The 18,437-nt window shown below is 48.5% G+C and carries 20 protein-coding genes; 3 read left to right on the top strand and 17 right to left on the bottom strand.

Features of this window, described 5'->3' with window-relative positions; genetic code table 11:
- Positions 1-15: 15 nt before the first annotated feature.
- From bfr (NFHSH190041_RS04210) to NFHSH190041_RS04130, 17 genes are all read right to left on the bottom strand, one after another.
- Positions 16-486, bottom strand: a complete 471-nt coding sequence (bfr, locus tag NFHSH190041_RS04210; protein WP_261924051.1) for a bacterioferritin — start codon at positions 484-486, stop codon at positions 16-18.
- A 10-nt stretch (positions 487-496) separates the two neighbouring features.
- Positions 497-961, bottom strand: coding sequence for a bacterioferritin (gene bfr / locus NFHSH190041_RS04205; protein WP_261924050.1), 465 nt, complete (start codon positions 959-961; stop codon positions 497-499).
- Between the two features lie 235 nt (positions 962-1,196).
- Positions 1,197-2,180 (bottom strand): GGDEF domain-containing protein, encoded by a 984-nt coding sequence (locus NFHSH190041_RS04200; RefSeq protein ID WP_261924049.1) that lies wholly within the window; start codon positions 2,178-2,180, stop codon positions 1,197-1,199.
- Positions 2,181-2,401: 221 nt separating this feature from the next.
- The gene (gene nqrM / locus NFHSH190041_RS04195) at positions 2,402-2,623 is read right to left on the bottom strand and encodes a (Na+)-NQR maturation NqrM (RefSeq protein ID WP_261924048.1); all 222 of its coding nucleotides are present in this window, start codon (positions 2,621-2,623) and stop codon (positions 2,402-2,404) included.
- Between the two features lie 12 nt (positions 2,624-2,635).
- A complete protein-coding gene (locus tag NFHSH190041_RS04190; protein WP_261925034.1) occupies positions 2,636-3,652 on the bottom strand; it encodes an FAD:protein FMN transferase in 1,017 nt (338 codons plus the stop codon).
- A 76-nt stretch (positions 3,653-3,728) separates the two neighbouring features.
- A complete protein-coding gene (gene nqrF, locus NFHSH190041_RS04185; RefSeq protein ID WP_261924047.1) occupies positions 3,729-4,985 on the bottom strand; it encodes an NADH:ubiquinone reductase (Na(+)-transporting) subunit F in 1,257 nt (418 codons plus the stop codon).
- Positions 4,986-5,028: 43 nt separating this feature from the next.
- Entirely contained in the window at positions 5,029-5,637 is a 609-nt protein-coding gene (gene nqrE / locus NFHSH190041_RS04180; RefSeq protein ID WP_261924046.1) for an NADH:ubiquinone reductase (Na(+)-transporting) subunit E, read from the bottom strand.
- Positions 5,638-5,643: 6 nt separating this feature from the next.
- Complete coding sequence (locus NFHSH190041_RS04175) at positions 5,644-6,276, bottom strand: NADH:ubiquinone reductase (Na(+)-transporting) subunit D (RefSeq protein WP_261924045.1); 633 nt, start codon at positions 6,274-6,276, stop codon at positions 5,644-5,646.
- Positions 6,276-7,073, bottom strand: a complete 798-nt coding sequence (locus NFHSH190041_RS04170; RefSeq protein ID WP_261924044.1) for a Na(+)-translocating NADH-quinone reductase subunit C — start codon at positions 7,071-7,073, stop codon at positions 6,276-6,278. Before NFHSH190041_RS04170 ends, NFHSH190041_RS04175 begins: the two co-directional genes overlap by 1 nt.
- Positions 7,066-8,265: an NADH:ubiquinone reductase (Na(+)-transporting) subunit B gene (locus NFHSH190041_RS04165; protein ID WP_261924043.1), complete on the bottom strand. Its 1,200-nt coding sequence runs from the start codon at positions 8,263-8,265 to the stop codon at positions 7,066-7,068. Before NFHSH190041_RS04165 ends, NFHSH190041_RS04170 begins: the two co-directional genes overlap by 8 nt.
- The gene (locus NFHSH190041_RS04160; protein WP_261924042.1) at positions 8,262-9,602 is read right to left on the bottom strand and encodes a Na(+)-translocating NADH-quinone reductase subunit A; all 1,341 of its coding nucleotides are present in this window, start codon (positions 9,600-9,602) and stop codon (positions 8,262-8,264) included. The genes NFHSH190041_RS04165 and NFHSH190041_RS04160 overlap by 4 nt, the downstream gene beginning before the upstream one ends.
- A 520-nt stretch (positions 9,603-10,122) precedes the next feature.
- Entirely contained in the window at positions 10,123-10,632 is a 510-nt protein-coding gene (gene luxS / locus NFHSH190041_RS04155) for an S-ribosylhomocysteine lyase (RefSeq protein ID WP_261924041.1), read from the bottom strand.
- A gap of 41 nt (positions 10,633-10,673) precedes the next feature.
- Positions 10,674-11,783, bottom strand: a complete 1,110-nt coding sequence (locus tag NFHSH190041_RS04150; RefSeq protein ID WP_261924040.1) for a TRAP transporter substrate-binding protein — start codon at positions 11,781-11,783, stop codon at positions 10,674-10,676.
- A 75-nt stretch (positions 11,784-11,858) separates the two neighbouring features.
- Positions 11,859-13,226, bottom strand: coding sequence for a TRAP transporter large permease subunit (locus NFHSH190041_RS04145; protein WP_261924039.1), 1,368 nt, complete (start codon positions 13,224-13,226; stop codon positions 11,859-11,861).
- On the bottom strand, positions 13,226-13,732 hold the full coding sequence (locus tag NFHSH190041_RS04140; RefSeq protein WP_261924038.1) for a TRAP transporter small permease subunit: 507 nt from the start codon (positions 13,730-13,732) through the stop codon (positions 13,226-13,228). Before NFHSH190041_RS04140 ends, NFHSH190041_RS04145 begins: the two co-directional genes overlap by 1 nt.
- A gap of 418 nt (positions 13,733-14,150) precedes the next feature.
- Positions 14,151-14,450 carry a BolA family protein gene (locus NFHSH190041_RS04135; protein ID WP_261924037.1) on the bottom strand — a complete coding sequence of 100 codons (300 nt, stop codon included), beginning with the start codon at positions 14,448-14,450 and terminating at the stop codon, positions 14,151-14,153.
- Positions 14,451-14,570: 120 nt separating this feature from the next.
- The gene (locus tag NFHSH190041_RS04130; RefSeq protein ID WP_261924036.1) at positions 14,571-15,188 is read right to left on the bottom strand and encodes an alpha-ketoglutarate-dependent dioxygenase AlkB family protein; all 618 of its coding nucleotides are present in this window, start codon (positions 15,186-15,188) and stop codon (positions 14,571-14,573) included.
- A gap of 257 nt (positions 15,189-15,445) precedes the next feature.
- On the opposite strand from NFHSH190041_RS04130, the gene NFHSH190041_RS04125 reads away from it, so the two are divergent.
- The 3 genes from NFHSH190041_RS04125 to NFHSH190041_RS04115 all read left to right on the top strand — a co-directional run bounded on the left by NFHSH190041_RS04125 (position 15,446) and on the right by NFHSH190041_RS04115 (position 18,434).
- The gene (locus tag NFHSH190041_RS04125) at positions 15,446-16,594 is read left to right on the top strand and encodes a methyltransferase (RefSeq protein WP_261924035.1); all 1,149 of its coding nucleotides are present in this window, start codon (positions 15,446-15,448) and stop codon (positions 16,592-16,594) included.
- Positions 16,595-16,700: 106 nt separating this feature from the next.
- The gene (locus tag NFHSH190041_RS04120; protein ID WP_261924034.1) at positions 16,701-17,927 is read left to right on the top strand and encodes a DEAD/DEAH box helicase; all 1,227 of its coding nucleotides are present in this window, start codon (positions 16,701-16,703) and stop codon (positions 17,925-17,927) included.
- Positions 17,928-18,083: 156 nt separating this feature from the next.
- Positions 18,084-18,434 carry a hypothetical protein gene (locus NFHSH190041_RS04115; RefSeq protein ID WP_261924033.1) on the top strand — a complete coding sequence of 117 codons (351 nt, stop codon included), beginning with the start codon at positions 18,084-18,086 and terminating at the stop codon, positions 18,432-18,434.
- Positions 18,435-18,437 lie beyond the last annotated feature (3 nt).

The raw sequence follows: 18,437 nt of genomic DNA, 5'->3' as shown, positions 1-18,437 counted from the left end.
TCTGCGACTGCAAGACTATCCCATCTTCGACTGCAAATAGTTACCCAAGCCAATTTTTTCAATCAGCCCTAACTGTTTTTCCAGCCAGTACATATGATCAGCCTCAGTCTCCTCCAACAAGACCTGCAATATTTCACGGGTTTGATAATCACCTTTGCTCTCACACAAAGCGATCACTTCGCGTAAATCATCAGCCACTTTATATTCATACTGCAGATCGTTATGTAACATTTCCTGAGGATTGGAGCCAATGGATAAGGGAGCCCGACTGGCAACATCCGGCTTACCTTCCAAAAATAGAATACGCTCAATGAGCTTAGATGCATGCATACGCTCGTCATCAGATTCATGGTTTATCCGTTCAAATAGCGCATTTAATCCCCAATCGTCATACATTCTGGCATGTACAAAATACTGATCCATTGCTGAAAGCTCATTTGTCAGTAGCCGGTTCAGGGCGGCAATAATTTCACTGTTACCTTTCATCGTTCAGCTCCTATATCTGCCGCTGCAGATAATTTTCTATCCCTGTCATCTCTATCAGCTCGAATTGAGCTTCCAGCCAATCAAGATGCGCCTCTTCATCTTCCAATAAATCATTCAGTAAATCCCGACTGACATAATCCTGCATCGATTCACAGTGCTGAATAGCCTCTTTAAGCACGACTATCTGCTGCGTTATTTGGGATTTATCACAACCAAGCATTTCCGCCGGATGTTCACCAATATGAATTTTGTCCAATTGCTGCAAATTAGGCAGCCCTTCAAGAAACAGCACCCGTTCAATCAGCTTATCTGCATGCTTCATATCCTGAATCGATTTTTTATATTCAGCACTATTGAGCTGCTCAAAACCCCAATTTCGAAACATTCTGGCATGGAGAAAATACTGGTTAATGGCGGTCAGCTCACAGGTGAGTATCTGATTGAGCTGACCAATAACACTGGGATGCCCTTTCATGGTGATATCCTTATTATTAACGTAAATGCAACATTAACACTTTAGCCATAAGTGATGCGCATATCAACTTTGCGTTATTTTTCAATATCTTGAATAATAATAACGCTTATCATTTCATTTATTGTTCAGATTAAAATCATTCAACAAGTTGCTGAATTCACCCCAATAAAAAAAGCCGCCCAAATGGGCGGCAAGGCTGCTGAGTCGATATTGATTTAACAGTCAGTAATCCGAATTAAAAAAGTTCTATATCATCATCGAAGTGTGCATTGGCTAATTCGCCCTGTTCCAGTAAATCACAGTAAAAAGCCACCTGTGCCCGGCCATGTTCTTTCACATAATATAAAGCGCGATCTGCCTGTACTAATAAATCAGAAGGGTTCTCTGCCCCGGAAGCATTCACCCCCCCCATAGAACAGGTCACCTGCCATAATTTATCATTCTTAATCCCTGCAATCGCCTGCTGAAAGCCTTGTAAAACCGCCCTTGCCTCAGCTTTGGTTCGCGGCGACATCAATACCACAAATTCATCGCCGCCGAAGCGGAACAGTAAATCTGACTCATCAAAGATCTCCGCCATGGTATTGGCCACCAGCAACAGAATTTCATCCCCATAGAGATGGCCAAAGGTGTCATTGATTTTTTTAAACTTATCAACATCAAAGATCACCAACCAAAAATACCCAGGTTCCGAATGCCCATTATCGGCCAATTGCACAGTGCCAGACTCCTGCTCCATCGCTGTCGCAACCTGAGAATAGAAAGCCTTTTTATTTAATAGTCCGGTCAGGCTATCCGTTTCACTGTCGAGCACAATATTGAAAAAATTTTCATAAATACGGGCAAAACTGCGTAGCATAAATTGCTGATGTTCATTCAGTGCCTCTGGCGCCTGCACCCAAAGCACCTTAACAACGGCGCCCTGCATCAAGATGGGCACGGCAACCATAAAGTTACCATTTTCTTCAATCGCAACCGGCCTTTTATCATCAATACACTGACGGACACAGTCTGGCATGGTGCTGTGATTAAACTTATCACCACCTGGCAGTAACTTAACTGGAAAATGAATTTTGCTATCAACATTGACGAAGGCAACATCAGAAATGCAAAAAGTCTGCTTCATGGTAGAAACTAAACTCTCGGCCAGGGACTTAAGCTGTCGCTGCTCCGTCAGCTCTATCACTGAATTGATAATCGTCTCGGCTGCGGTACTCATCTCCCCTCCTGAACATCCCCGTCTGCAGGGCTGTGATACCCACCGGAAAATATAGCCAATGGCCATACACTTCACAGGATATCTTTCAACTTCCTGCCTTTATGAGTATAGCCACTGCATTGAAGCTCACCGCTACAGAAACAAAAAACGGCACTGAATGTGCCGTTTCATTTCATATCACCTGATAAATTTCAATCCTGCCAAGCCAAGCAACAATACCGCTAGAGGATGCGCTCCTTGGTCAATCTTTCTGCTCGAGCCGCTTCGGCCATCCGTGCTTTACGGTTATCACAGGGTTCATCACAATCACAGGCTTTCTCGATTCCCAATGCTCCAAGTCCACCACAGCTGCCGGCAACGGCTTTACGTTTCAATATATAACCGATAGACATACAGACAAAAAACAACAGCAGCACCACAAATGCAGCAATAAATGAACTCATGACAACCTCCTGTTAGTCAACAAGGAAACGTTTAAATGCCTTGCTGTAATAGACCTTGAATCCTTTTCCCTGTTTTTCAATCAACATAATGGCCAGATGTTCTTTTTCCGCCAAGGCTAATGACGCTTGGGTCCCCAGCACCATCATGGCAGTAGCATAACCATCAGCTACCATACAGCTTTTATTCATAACCGTCACCGATGCCAGCTTATGCTGTACCGGATAGCCAGTACGAGGATCAATAATATGGGAAAAACGCTGACCATCTTCTTCGTAGTAGTTTCGATAATCCCCTGAGGTCGCCATCGCCATAGTGCCAGGCTCAATAATCTGCTGTACCGCCCGCTCATCCATGGTTGGCTGTTCCACAGCAATACGCCATGGCTCACCATCCGCTTTGGTGCCCTTAACAGAAACTTCTCCGCCAATTTCCACCAAGTAACCCTTTACCCCGTATTTATCCAGAATATGAGCAACTTTATCAACACCAAACCCTTTGGCTATTGAGGATAAATCCACATACAGATTCGGTTTAAGCTTTTCCAGCCGATTACCCACCACTCGGATACCATCAACCCCGGTTTTAGCTTTTACCGCTGCAATTTCAGCTTGAGACGGAATATGAGTTGGCCTTGCATCCGGGCCAAATCCCCACATATTGACCAATGGACCTAAGGTAATATCCAGTGCTCCATCGGTAATTTTATGCAGTTTTAACCCTTCATTAATCACTTTCACTGTATCTGGTGACACAGTGACACTCTGGGCTAATGCCAGCTGATTAAAACGGGAAAGTTCCGAATTAGGCCGATAGGTAGACATCTGATCGTTTACCTTTTCCAGCGCCATATCAATTTCGGCCTGCAGAAGTGCGGGATCGGGTAATTTATCATTGGGTACCACTTTAATATGGTAAGTCGTCCCCATAGTATTCCCGGTAAGGGATATTTGCTCTACCGGGGCAGAACAGCCTGAAACAAAAAAGGCCAACCCAATAAAGGCTAGCCAGTGAGCCAAGGTCTTAACCATAATGACCTGAGATTCCTTCATAATACTGCCCGGTGTTATCTAGGCCAGCATACCCCGGCCTCCGGGTAGACAACTATTAGCCGCCGAAGTCATCCAGCAGGATGTTTTCATCTTCGACCCCAAGATCTTTCAGCATGCCGATAACCGCGGCATTCATCATTGGCGGGCCACACATGTAAAACTCACAGTCTTCAGGCGCTTCATGGTCACGCAGATAGTTGTCATACAGCACATTATGAATAAAGCCAGTGTAACCATCCCAATCATCTTCAGGTTGAGGATCTGACAGGGCAACATGCCACTGGAAATTATCATTTTCTGCCGCAAGACCATCAAAATCTTCCACATAGAACATTTCACGCTTCGAACGGGCACCATACCAGAAGCTCATCTTCCGATTAGACTTCAAACGTTTCAGCTGGTCAAAAATATGTGAGCGCATGGGAGCCATGCCGGCACCACCACCGATAAAGACCATTTCTGCCTCGGTTTCCTTCGCAAAGAACTCACCGAATGGACCAGAAATCGTCACCTTATCACCAGCCTTCAAGCTCCAGATGTAAGATGACATTTTACCACAGGGGAGTGATAGGTTACGGGGTGGTGGTGTCGCAATCCGAACATTTAGCATGATGACACCATGCTCTTCCGGATAGTTAGCCATTGAATAAGCACGGATAACCGGCTCATCCACTTGGGATTCGAGTTTGAAAAAGCCAAAATGTTCCCAATCACCACGATATTCTTCCGGTACATCGAAATCAGCGTATTTCACATGGTGAGCAGGAGCTTCGATCTGAATATAACCACCGGCGCGAAATGGCACAGACTCGCCATCCGGAATAGCCAGTTTCAATTCTTTAATAAAGGTGGCCTTATTATCATTGGATACCACGGTGCATTCCCATTTGCGGATACCGAAGATCTCTTCATCCAACTCAATTTCCATATCAGATTTCACATTCACCTGACAGGACAAGCGACAGCCCTGCTTAGCTTCCCCTTTACTGATATGATCCAACTCGGTTGGCAAAATATCGCCACCACCGGATTTAATATTAACGCGGCATTGCCCACACGAACCGCCACCACCACAGGCAGATGACACAAAAATACCATTGTCAGCTAACGCCCCCAGTAACTTACCACCAGCACCCGTGGTAATCGCCTTACCGGGATCCCCATTAATGCCAATGGTCACATCACCGCTAGCCACCAGCTTAGATTTGGCGAACATAATCACCAGCACCAAGACCAATACAATGGCGGTAAACATACTCACACCCAGATATACCTCCAGGGGAGTCGACTTAAAAATACCAAGAATATCCATTTACTTATCCTTAGAAGGTCGATTCTTAACTGTCGTCATCCCGCTACAGAGAAACGCCGGAGAACGACATAAAACCCAAGGCCATCAGACCTGCTGTGATAAACGTGATGCCGAGCCCGCGCAATCCACTAGGCACATCGGCATATTTGAGCTTTTCGCGAATACCGGCCAATAGCACAATAGCCAACGCCCAGCCAATACCAGAGCCGATACCAAACACCACACTTTCAGACAGGTTGTAGTCCCGCTCCACCATAAAAGATACGGCGCCGAAAATGGCACAGTTCACTGTGATCAGCGGTAAGAAGATCCCCAGCGCGTTATATAGCGGCGGGAAGTACTTATCCAAAGTCATTTCCAGGATTTGTACCAGTGCGGCAATCACACCAATAAAGGTAAGGAACTTAAGGAAACTAAGATCAGCCTCAGGCAGCCCAGCCCAACTCAATGCACCGGGAGCGAGTATGCCGTGGTAAATCAGTTGGTTCACCGGCACCGAAATCGCCAGTACCACAATGACCGCAATACCAAGTCCCATGGCAGTTGACACCTTTTTCGACACCGCCAAAAAGGTACACATCCCAAGGAAGAAGGCCAGCGCCATGTTTTCGATAAAAATGGAGCGGATTAACAGATTAATATAATGTTCCATCTCAGCTTATCCTTTTGCTTCAACTTGCTCTGGACGGTAAGTACGGATAATCCAGATAATGATGCCAATCAGGAAGAAAGCGCTGGGCGGCAATAGCAGCATGCCGTTAGGATAATACCAGCCGCCATCGGTCACTTTAGGCAGCACTTCCATACCAAACAGCGTGCCATTACCAAATAGTTCACGGACAAAACCCACACTGAGCAGGATGGCTCCATACCCTAACCCATTACCAATGCCGTCCATAAAGCTCATCATCGGGGGCGTTTTCATGGCGTAAGCTTCCGCCCTTCCCATCACAATACAGTTGGTAATAATCAGTCCCACAAACACGGATAATTGCTTGGCAACACTGTAGGCATACGCCTGCAAAATCTGATCAACCACAATCACCAATGAAGCAATAATGGTCATCTGCACAATAATCCGCACACTGCTGGGAATATGGTTACGAATAAGAGAGATAAACAAATTGGAAAACGCACACACTGCGGTCAGCGCCAGCGTCATCACCAAAGCCGTTTCCATCTTGCTGGTGACCGCCAGAGCACTACATACCCCAAGGATCTGTAAAGCAATCGGGTTATTATTAATAATGGGTCCGGACAGGACCTGCTTGAGTTCCTTTGCATCAGCCATTAGCTCAGTCCTCCGTTACGGGCCTTGTCGATAAAGCGGCCAAAGCCTTCGCTGCCCAACCAAAATTCCAGCGAATATTGCACCCCATTACTGGTTAAAGTCGCGCCGGATAATGCATCAACCCCATACTCTGTCTGTGCTAAAGCCGGATTTTTAGTGATAGTGATAGCTAACTTACCATCCTTATCAAACAGCTTTTTGCCATGCCATTTGGCAATCCACTTCGGGTTTTGCACCTCACCACCTAATCCAGGGGTTTCCCCTGAGCCGGAAAAATCGTAATACACCAAGTTCTGGATGGTATTCATATCCGGATCCAGCGCCAAAAAGGCATACATGGTCGACCACAGGCCATATCCTTTAATCGGTAAAATCACCGAACTCAGCTTGCCCTGCTCATCGTGTACCAAATACACCACAGCATCATCAGCAACTCTTTTAAGCGAGGCAACATCATGCTGGGGCACAAATGAAGTGGCCGGATTTCTGGCCGCTTTATCCATATCAAAGGTATTGCCATTCAATCCGGCAACAAAATCCCCCGACGCCAGCGACACCACCTTGGCACTCACATGGGCATTGTAGGTCTGCAAAATATCCGCTTTGCTCATCGAGGCATTTTTACTGCCGAGCAAATTGGCCGCTTCTAAAATGTAGCGCTGCTTATCCAGCAATTTGTTTTCCTGCTGGGTAGGCTTAAGCACCACTGCCGCTGTCGAAACGAAAATAGAGCAAACCAAACACAGGCCAACAACCACAAACAGTGTTCTTCCGAACGAGTCCTTTTTACTAGCCACGGGCAATCCTCCGTTTGATATTGGCCTGAACCACAAAGTGGTCGAATAACGGCGCAAACAGGTTGGCAAACAGAATCGCCAGCATCATCCCTTCAGGGAAAGCCGGGTTAATCACGCGGATAAAAATTGCCATCGCACCAATCAGTGCCCCATAAGCCCATTTGGCCTGATTGGTAAAGGATGCCGACACAGGATCTGTGGCCATAAAAATCATGCCGAAAGCAAAACCACCCAGAACCAAGTGCCAATACCAAGGCATAGCGAACATCGGATTGGTATCGCTACCGATAAGATTAAGCAGGGTGGAAACAGCGAACATACCCACCATAACGCCAGCAATAATGCGCCAGGAGGCAATTCGGGTGTACACAATCACCAACCCGCCAATCAAAATAGCCAAGGTAGACACTTCACCCATCGAGCCGGGAATAAAGCCGAAGAAAGCATCCCACCACTGTGGCGTTACCCCGTACTGTAAATCGCCAGTAGCGGCTTGGCTCAGCGCGGTAGCGCCGGAGTAACCATCGGCCACCACCCAAGTGGTATCACCGGACATATTGAGTGGATAGGCGAAAAACAAAAAGGCCCGTCCGGCGAGTGCCGGGTTAAGGAAGTTACGCCCAGTACCGCCAAATACCTCTTTAGCAACCACCACACCAAAGGTGATACCCAGCGCCACCATCCACAGGGGAATCGTTGCCGGCAGCGTCAAGGCAAACAGAATCGAAGTGACAAAGAAGCCTTCATTCACCTCATGACCCCGCACAGATGCAAACAGCACCTCCCAAAATCCCCCCACCACAAAGGTCACGGCATAAATCGGGAGGAAAAAACAGGCGCCATACCACATTAAGGTCGGCCAAGTGGCATTGGCGGTTAACTCTGTGCCAAATAAACTAAACAGTGAGACCTGCCACACATCCGGGGTCGCAAATCCGGCAATCAGTGCATCTTGTGCCTGCAAGCCAACGTTATACATCCCAATAAACATAGCTGGGAAGGTACAGGCCCACACAGTGATCATCATGCGCTTTAAATCAAGATTATCACGCACATGGGTACGGCCACGGTTAACCTTACCCGGGGTATAGAAAATGGTGGCGGCGGCTTCATACAGAGCGTACCACTTCTCATACTTCCCGCCTTTTTCAAACTGCGGTTCAATACGTTCGATAAAATCCTTCAAGCTCATAAGCCTTCCCTCTCGATCGTATCCAAACAATCCCGTAAATAAGTGCCATAGTCATATTTACCGGGACAGACGAAGGTACACAGGGCAAGATCTTCCTCATCCAGCTCCAATGCCCCCAGTGCCATAGCTTCTTCGGTATCACCAGCAATCAGATCCCGCAGCAGCATCGTCGGCAAAATATCCAACGGCATCACACGTTCATACGCACCAATCGGTACCATGGCGCGATCAGAGCCGCCTGTTGAAGTGGTCATGGAAAATAGTCTTGATGGCGACAAGTGACCGAGAAACGCTCGAGTAATGGAGAATTTTTCCCGCCCCGGCATCACCCAGCCAAATAACTCTTTCTCTGTGCCCTCTTCCAGCACAGACACTTGCAGGTGATAACGGCCAAGAAAATCATGTGCCCCGTTGGCAGTACGGCCATTGAGCACAGAGCCGGAGACCAGACGTAGATTCTCTCCTTGGGTCTCCCCCTGGGTCAGCTCAGAGACGCAAGCGCCTAATCGGGTGCGCAATAATCGTGGCTTGACGGCTTGAGGCCCACCAATGGCCACAACACGATCTGTTGCTAACTGCCCTTCAGTAAATAACCGTCCCATGGCAATCACATCCTGATAGCCCACATGCCATAAGGTTCTGTGGCTAGACGCTGGCATCAGAAAATGCATATGGGTACCGGGCAGACCGGCAGGATGCACTCCGGCAAATGTTTCCAACTGGGCCTTACCCGCTGGCACATCAGCCCCCGGGCCTTTACAGACAAACACTTTGCCATCAGTCAACTTACCCAGCAGGGTCAGACCATTAAGAAAATCTTGTTTGTGTTGGCTAATAATCACCGCCGGATCTGCCGCCAAAGGTTGGGTATCAATCGCAGTAACGAAGATACCTTCAGCAGTGGCATCATCAATGGCAGGTACTTTGCTAAATGGGCGGGTACGCAACGCAGTCCACAGACCGGAAGCGATAAGTGTGTCACGCACCGTCTGAGCATCTAAGGTCTCAAGCTGCCGGGCGTCATGCTGGGGGAAAGTGACCGCGTCATCACCTTCAACACGGATCACCACAGATTGCAGTACACGCCGTGCACCGCGGTTAATGTCAGTTACAGTTCCACTGGCTAAAGCCGTATATAACACGCCGGGATTTTTCTTATCCTCAAAAATCACCTGACCTTTTTTGACCTTATCGCCTACCCGAATCTTCATGGTAGGCCGCAGGCCAATATACTCTTCACCCAATGTAGCTACGTGTTTAATGGCCGGGCCATTATGGATAACTTGCTCCGGTCTGCCAGCAATGGGCAGATCCAATCCTTTCTTTATTGTAATCATATCCACATGCACTACGTTTGAAGGAAAGACAATGCGCCGTATTCCCGCTCAATGCCGGTTATTGTTATTCCTTTGCCGCCATTGAGCTAGCGCAGATTTATCACAGAAATGCGACAATAATCACGCTGTTCGCGCGCATTTTACCCCAATTATTTAACTATCGCCATGAAAATAAACATGTCACCAACAAGCGGTAACTCAGCGAAAAAGACAAAATATCTACTGGGCACAGGCTTGCAGGATAAGCTGCTTACATGCGTCACAATTTGTTGCCATCAGGAATATATTGTCTTATTTCTCTAATGCTTAAATAAAAAATAGCGATATACACTAGAGCCAACACGTAGGCTAAAACCAAGTCAGACGGGGTAAATGTTTGCAGATTTTACGGCCGCGGCCCGAACAGTGATCACCATCCGGACCGGGAAAAATGTTAAAAACAGTGCTTTTTCATATAAAGCTGAAATAAGCCGCTTAAAACAATAAATTTACATTGACGCCACCCGCGAATATCTCCGGCTTAAAGTCCTTTTAGGATATCGTCTCCCAGACTCAATTCATCATTACGGTTCACCTGAATACCACTGTCGATAATCCCTTGGGCAATAGCTTTGGCTTCAGCTAAAGAATGCATCTGATAAGTACCACACTGGTATTCATTCAGCTCAGGAATATCTTCCTGCCGCACAACAGCCAAGACATCATGCATCGCCGCTAGCCAGGCTTGCCCGACTTGCCGCTCATCCGGTCCACCAATAAGACTCATATAAAAACCGGTGCGACACCCCATAGGCGAAATATCAATAATCTCCACCCCGGGGCCATTCAAATGTTGCCGCATAAACCCGGCAAACAGGTGCTCTAAGGTATGGATACCCCGCTCACTGAGCAACGTCTGATTTGGCACACAAAAACGTAGGTCAAATACTGTGATGGTATCCCCGGCCGGTGTCGTCATGGTTTTAGCGACCCGCACTGCCGGAGCCTGCATCCGGGTGTGGTCTACGGTAAAACTGTCAAGTAATGGCATCTTGCCCTCCTAGCTCACTGTTCCATACGCGTTAAACAGGTTTATTGTACCGGGTTATCTGTTCGCGCCCTGAGATAGGCATCTTCAGAAATTTGATGATAACGCCGCACGCCTTGTTCGTATTGCCGATACGCATCATGGACTTTCTGCATCATGGCATCTTGCCCCGCCTGCTCAGCAATCACCTGGGTCGAAACCTCACGTAACTTTGCCAGCACCTCAGCAGGAAAAGCCCGCAATTCGACCCCATGTTCATTAACCAAGCTGTCTAAGGCGGCGACATGTCGCGTGGTGTATTCATCCAGCATATCCTGATTCACCGCCCGGGCAGCCACCCTGACAATCGCCTGCAAATCGGCCGGTAACTGAGAAAATGCCTGCTGGTTAACCAAAAACTCCAGCGTAGTGCCCGGCTCATGCCAACCCGGGTAATAATAGTATTTCGCAGCTTTATGTAGTCCAAACGCCAGATCGTTAAACGGCCCGACCCATTCAGTGGCATCGATCGTGCCAGTCTGCAAGGCAGTAAACAGCTCTCTGCCCGGTAACGTCACCGGGGTACCACCAACCCGGGCGAGCACTTCCCCGCCGAGTCCCGGCAATCGCATCTTTAACCCTTTAAGATCATCAAGAGAGTTAATCTCCTTATTGAACCAGCCCCCCATTTGCACCCCGGTATTGCCACCCGCTAAAGGCAAAATACCAAACGGGGCATAAACTTCCTGCCATAACGCCATACCACCGCCATAATTTAGCCAGCCATTCATTTCCTGGGCATTCAACCCAAATGGAATCGAGGTAAAAAACTGCGCAGCCGGGCTCTTACCTTTCCAGTAATATGCCGCGCTATGCCCCATTTGCGCAGTGCCCTGACTGACAGCATCAAACACTTCAAATGCTGGCACTAACTCCCCGGCACCATATACTTTCACGGTCAAGCGCCCCGCTGACATCTCCCCCACTAAAGTGGCGAATCGCTCAGGTGCCATGCCCAGTCCCGGAAAATTTTTAGGCCAAGATGTCACCAGATTCCACTGATACTGCTGCGCGGCAGGTGCCGTGTTGTTATCGCTCTGGGACTGGGTATTGTCACCACAGCCGTTCAATGCCAGTAGCGCCAATAGGGGGAGCCACCATATCGTTTTTTTCATGCTGCCATCCTTATACATTGATAGTGTTATCCATAGCGTTTCACTAAAGCGTTTAAAAACTGTCCCCCATCCAACTTAGCCACCATAAATTTGTTCGGGTAGCCAGGTCGCTAATCCGGGCCATACACTCAACAACACCAGCAGCAATAACTGGATCACCACAAAGGGCATAACGCCCCGGTATATCTGTCCGCTACTGACCAAATCGGCCGCAACGCCGCGCAAATAAAACAACGCAAAACCAAATGGCGGCGTTAAAAATGATGTCTGTAAATTAACGGCAATCATAATGCCAAGCCACACGGGATCTAACCCCATAGCCAACAGCACCGGGGCAACTAAAGGCACCACCACAAAGGTAATTTCAATAAAGTCGAGAATAAAACCAAGCAGGAAAATCACCGCCATCACCAATATCATTGCCCCGAGCGTGCCACCGGGCATATTGGCAAATAGCTGATGGATAAGGTCCTCACCACCCAGTCCGCGAAATACTAAAGAAAAAATACTGGCGCCAATCAAAATCATAAAGACCATGGCCGTCACCTTTACCGTACTGCGCATCACCTGCTGCAATACATTCAAAGTTAAACGCCGTTTGGTCAGCGCAATAATCAAAGCGCCAAATGCCCCAACAGAGGCCGCTTCAGTAGGAGTCGCCACGCCAAATAAAATCGACCCTAGCACTAACATGATCAACACCAAAGGAGGCAAAAGCACATTGGCTAGGCGCAACCAAAATCGCCAATCGCCGACACGGCCCGGCTCCCCGGCTGGAAACTGCGCCGGATGGCGCCACAACTGCCACAGGGTATAAAGGCAATACATGGCAACCAACATTAAGCCTGGCAATAGTGCGCCAGCAAACAGATCCCCCACTGAGACAGATTTAGGGCTAAAAATCCCCATCGATAATTGCGCCTGCTGATACGCGTTGGACAACACATCCCCCAGCAGGATCAAGGCAATAGAAGGGGGGATAATCTGCCCCAAGGTACCTGTGGCACAAATGGCTCCGGCACTGAATGCTGGACTGTACCCCCGCTGAATAAGCGCCGGTAAAGACATCAAGCCCATGGTCACAACCGTCGCACCGACAATGCCGGTACTGGCAGCCAGTAACATACCGACAATAAAGACACTGAACACCAGCCCACCACGGAATCGACCAAACAGCTCTGCCATGCCGGTTAACAGTTGCTCCGCCACGCGGGATTTTTCCAGCACAGTGCCCATAAACACAAACAATGGCACCGCCATTAAAATTGGATTATTCAGTACCCCGTACAGGCGGCTGGGTAATGCCCGCAATAGCACAGAATCAAATTCCCCGAACCAACTGCCAATGGCGGCAAACATCAGCGCCACCCCAGCCAGAGAAAAGGCCACTGGGTATCCCAGCATCAATACTGCACAGATACAAATAAACAGTAATATTGCCATTATTGCCGCCCTCCAGCTCGCAACGCCTGTCCATGACGCAGCAAGTCAGCAAAAGCCTGGATAAGCAAACTGACAACCAATACCAGCAATAGGGATTTTTGCAGATAAACCAGCGCTAGCCCCCCAGCTTCCACTGATGCTTCACCAATGCGCCAGGATGCCAACACATAATCCCAACTCCATAAAGCAATAAAGACACAAACAGGGATTAACAGCAGCAAGGTACCAAGAAAATCTATCCAATGACGCAGATAAGGGGTCAGGCGGCGATAGAAAATATCCACCCGTACATGGGCATCATGCTTAAGGGTATAACCGGCGCCCAGAGTAAAAATAGCGCCATGCAGGTACAGCGCCGTATCCTGCAGCGCAGTGGCACCGGTGTGAAACAAATAACGCAGCAATACGACTGCCAATGTCAGCAACACCAATAGCAGGGTTGCCCAACTAATAAAACGCCCCGAATACTCTGACATACCTGTCAGTACCGCAATCAATTTCGTCATACTGCGCCAATCATCCTGAATGGATTGTTATTTTTTTGTTATTCGCATTTATTGATAACAAAATTACCGGCAGAAGAAAACTGTCAGACAAATATCATGCCCCAAACTTATCTCTATCAGCTTGACGCTTCATCGCCTCACAACGGCAAGAATGGCTGACGCCAACCTAATGACTCAGCGTCCCATCCTTGCTCAAGCAACGCTAAGCAAAATAAAGCCGCAGGCAATTAGTTCATCGCAATGAAATGTACTGTTTTATAAATCTAAGGCGTGAAAGGTAAAAGACGGTGGGCGATAAACGAAAGTTAACATCTTGAAATAAAGCGAATAGCGCAAGGCTGATGGCGAGAACCTGCCAGTGAAAAAATAAGTAACTCAAACAGGAAAAAACGGCCGGCGCGCACACCGGCCGAGATACTTACCCTTTACATTTGGGTGAAGCTGGAATGGCATCCAATGCTTGCCACTCCTCAGGGGTATAGGTATGCATCGTCAAGGCATGTAAACCGGCAGCAAATTCATCAGCCAACAGTTCGTTCACCAGACGGTGACGGGCAATCAAACGCAGAGAGTCAAATGCATCGCTGGCGATAACCACCTTAAAGTGGGTTTCTGAATTCGGCGGCACATGATGACGGTTACTTTCATTGATCACCTCTAGGTGAACAGGGGAAAAACGCGCAGTCAACTTATCAGTAATGCTCGTCTGAACAATCATATTTCAGCTCTTTGGTGGCAAATTTTTCCCCAGCAGATTAATGTCAGCTGGTAAAAAGGTCAAACCATGATGCAACAGTGGCTATAACATCGCGTCAAGCTCACGAAACTCACGTATTGCTTAATTATCAGCATAAAAGCCCGGATACAGAGTCCGAAAGGTAAAGTTAAGCCGCGGTTTATCCAGCCTCAGCCGTTTTGGCAAGCTATGTTGCCACACCTGTTGCATCGGAGCATGCATCAGCAATAAATCCCCTGTCACCAATGGCAATACAATCCGCTCTCCGGTAAAACGATGGCGCAACATAAAATCCCGACCAGCGCCTAAGGATACTGAAGCAATATCGGCATCAGGTACCAGCTCAGCCTCATTATCGCTATGCCACCCCATACAATCACGTCCATCGGCGTAATGATTCACCAGCACCCCATTACTGCATAGCCCAAAATCAGCCTGCAGCCGCTGGCGCAGTAACGCTAAAACCTTTGGCCAAGGTTCGGGCTCCACCAATAAACCGGAATACTTATAGTGACAAGAGGTGTCACCAAACCACACCTGCCGTCGGGGGATGGCATGCCATTTTCCAAACACCTTAACCTCAGGACTGCTCAGCGGATAGGTTTCAGCCTCGCGCCAAAGTCGCTGTTGAAATTCAGTGGACAAATAATGACGGATATGGGTCCAAGGGTATGCATGTTGGCCCGTTTGATCACAGGGCCCTCCCATATGTTTTGCCATAGTGGCCGACTCCATCGCAGATTGCAGATTGCAGATAATATTCCCCACAACTCAGGCACTGTTACTCTCAAGCTTGCTAATTGCAAAGCCACATGCCAGCCAAAACATATGCGCCATTACGCCAAGTCCCATTCGGGAAAGGTATTGCCAGCAATACAGCTTGTTAGACTGACAGGAAAGGCGCGTTATGCTAACTAAGGTTAAGACTTGTAGGCTATAATTCTGCACTTTAGCTTTTTGTGATCCCAGTGTGACATATGACCACCCATTTTTCAGTACCCGGCGTTGAGCTGGAATTACACCGTTACCCGGCCAGTCAGGTCTCTAACCTGCAAGCTTGGGATGCAGCTGATGAGCATCTGCTGCAACAACTCAATGAACAACTGAGCGACCAGTCATTGGCGCCTAATGCCAATATCGCCATTATTAATGATGGATTTGGCGCACTCACCTGCGCGTTGCAGCGCATCATGCCAGAAGCGACGCTTTATATCGAAACCGATGCCAAAACCAGTCAACTGGGTACACTGGAAAACCTGCAGCGTAATGAATTAAGCGATGCCAATATTCACTGGCTCAATAGCCGGGAAAATCTGCCTCAGCTGCCGGCTATCGTGCTAATGAAACTGCCGAAAAATCTGACCTATTTTGCCCACCAGCTGATTCGGTTGTCACAAGTACTGCCAGCAGGCACCCCCATACTGATTGGGGCAAAAGCCAAATTGATCAATCAAAGTCTGCTTGCACTTATTGCGCAACATCTCGGCCCTGCCAGTGCCAGCTTAGCGTGGAAAAAAACCCGGGTTATCCGGGCAACCGCTGATGGTAATGCACGGTCACTCCCCGCGCCTCAACACTGGCCAGTACCCGAATATCAATTACAGATCAGCAATCTGGCTAATGTGTTTGCCGCTAATAAGCTCGATATTGGTGCCCGCATTATGCTCGATAATATGCCTGAAGGAGATTACCGCCAGGTAATCGATCTTGGCTGTGGTAACGGTATTCTCGGCCTGCGAGCAGCCCAGTTATATCCCCACGCCAATATCCATTTTATTGATGACTCAGAAATGGCCATTGCCAGTGCTCGGGATAACTGGCAGCAAAATCAACTGTGCCCAGGACATGGCCACTTCCATTGGGATGACTGTCTGACCCATCTGGAGGCCGGGATCAGTGCCGATCTCGTGCTGTGTAACCCCCCATTCCACCAAGGGGAAGCCATCACTGATCATATTGCCTGGCAAATGTTTGTCGATGCCCGCAAGAGATTGCAAAGCGGCGGTATGTTGCAAGTCGTCGGTAACCGACATTTGGGGTATCACGTAAAACTCAAACGCCTGTTTGGCAACTGTCGTACTGCCGCCAGCAATGGTAAGTTTGTTATTTTACAAGCCATCAAATAACCGCAAAACGGCCACTGTATACCGGCATATACCGGTATACAGTCTGCCTGACCTGATAGATAAAGCCTGCTACAATCGCCGCCCAGTCTGTTTGCCGGAATCATCCATGTCTTTTGCCCAACTTAATCTCGCCCCTGCCCTTTTAGCCAACCTAGACACGCTGGGCTTTACTCAACCAACGAAAGTCCAAGCCGAAGCCATTCCTGAAATTATGGCGGGTCATGATTTGATGGCGGGTGCCCGCACCGGTACCGGCAAAACCGCCGCCTATGCCCTGCCCATTATGCATGCCCTGCTACAAACCGAGCCGCAGACAGCAAGGCTTCAAGCATTGATCCTGGTGCCCACCCGCGAGCTTGCCCAGCAGGTAGCTGATAATCTCAACCAATACAGTCAACACACCCGACTACGAACCGCCCTGATTTATGGTGGCGCCGCTTTTGAGCCGCAGCAAAAAGCCTTGGCCCAGGGGGTTAATATTCTGGTTGCTACCCCCGGACGATTACTGGACCATCTGCGTAAAAAAACCGTCAATCTGGGCCAACTGACCCATCTGGTATTTGATGAAGCGGATCGCATGCTGGATATGGGCTTTAAAGATGAAATCAGCGCCATTTTGCGACAACTGCCCCGGCAACGTCAGACCCTGCTGTTTTCTGCCACCTTTGATGACAGTATTTTCCGTTTTAGCCGTCAATTGCTTAAACAACCCAAACTGGTCGAAGTCGACAAACGCAACTCAGCCGCCCAGGATATTACCCAGCAGCTATATGAAGTGGATGATGACCGCAAAGCGCCGCTGTTAGCCCATTTGCTTCGTCATAAAGACTGGCGCCAAGTCTTGGTATTCTCCCGCACCAAACAGGCCTGTGATCAGCTAAGTCATTACCTGCAACAACAAGGTCTGACCGTCGCGGCCATGCACGGCGATTTGTCCCAGAAAGTACGCACTGACGTATTAACCCAGTTTAAAGCCGGAGAGTTACAGGCCTTGATTGCCACAGATGTTGCCGCCCGGGGGCTGGATATTGACGACTTACCCGTCGTGATCAATATGGAGCTGCCCTATATCGCCGAAGATTATGTTCACCGCATCGGCCGCACCGGCCGCGCCGGTAACACTGGGCTGGCGATGACATTTTTTAATAATAAAGACGCCCGCCAGTTGGAAGAGCTAGAAGTCCTGTTAGACTGCCGTCTGCCCCGCCAATGGTACCCCGGCTTTGAACCGGATTTAACCCGACTAGATGACAGCCCGAAACTCTCCAAAGCGGCACAAAAACAGCGGGCTCGCAAACGGGCACTGGGTGGTAATACCCGTCGGCGGCGCTAAATAACTGCTCGGCGTATCTTCCCTCACAAAGCCAAGAAGTTGACCTGATTCACAGCCTGAAGATTTATTTTTTCCCGTGAAGATATCAGTGAAAAAACCTGCTAACACAATGATATTATTAGCAGGTTTTTATATGCCTTGATGGTGGAAGCAGGCTTGCGTAATCTGATTTTAATGGTCTTGGGGTTAATCGCCCTGGTGTGGTTCCTCAACCCATTCACAACGGGCCGGGCGGCCAAACGCTGTGAAACAGAAGCCATGGAAATCGCTTATGAGATTGGCCGCAGCAAAGGATGGCTGAAACCCAGCAACAGCAGCTTTTTTCCACAGAGCCACAGCAACATTGATATTCATCTGGATATTGAAAGTCACGGTACCCACTATGCCACTGCCAACATCCACTATCAGGATGAGCAAGGGCTCACATTGTGCCAAAGTGTTAAATATCACTGGCAAAATGGAGAGAAACGCGGTTACAGCCTGACGCGAGTGCAAACCTGTCCATAACCC

It is taken from the genome of Shewanella sp. NFH-SH190041 (genome assembly GCF_024363255.1).
Lineage (GTDB): Bacteria > Pseudomonadota > Gammaproteobacteria > Enterobacterales > Shewanellaceae > Shewanella.
Note: the sequence above shows the minus strand (reverse complement) of the source record. Positions and strands in the feature narration are given on the sequence as shown.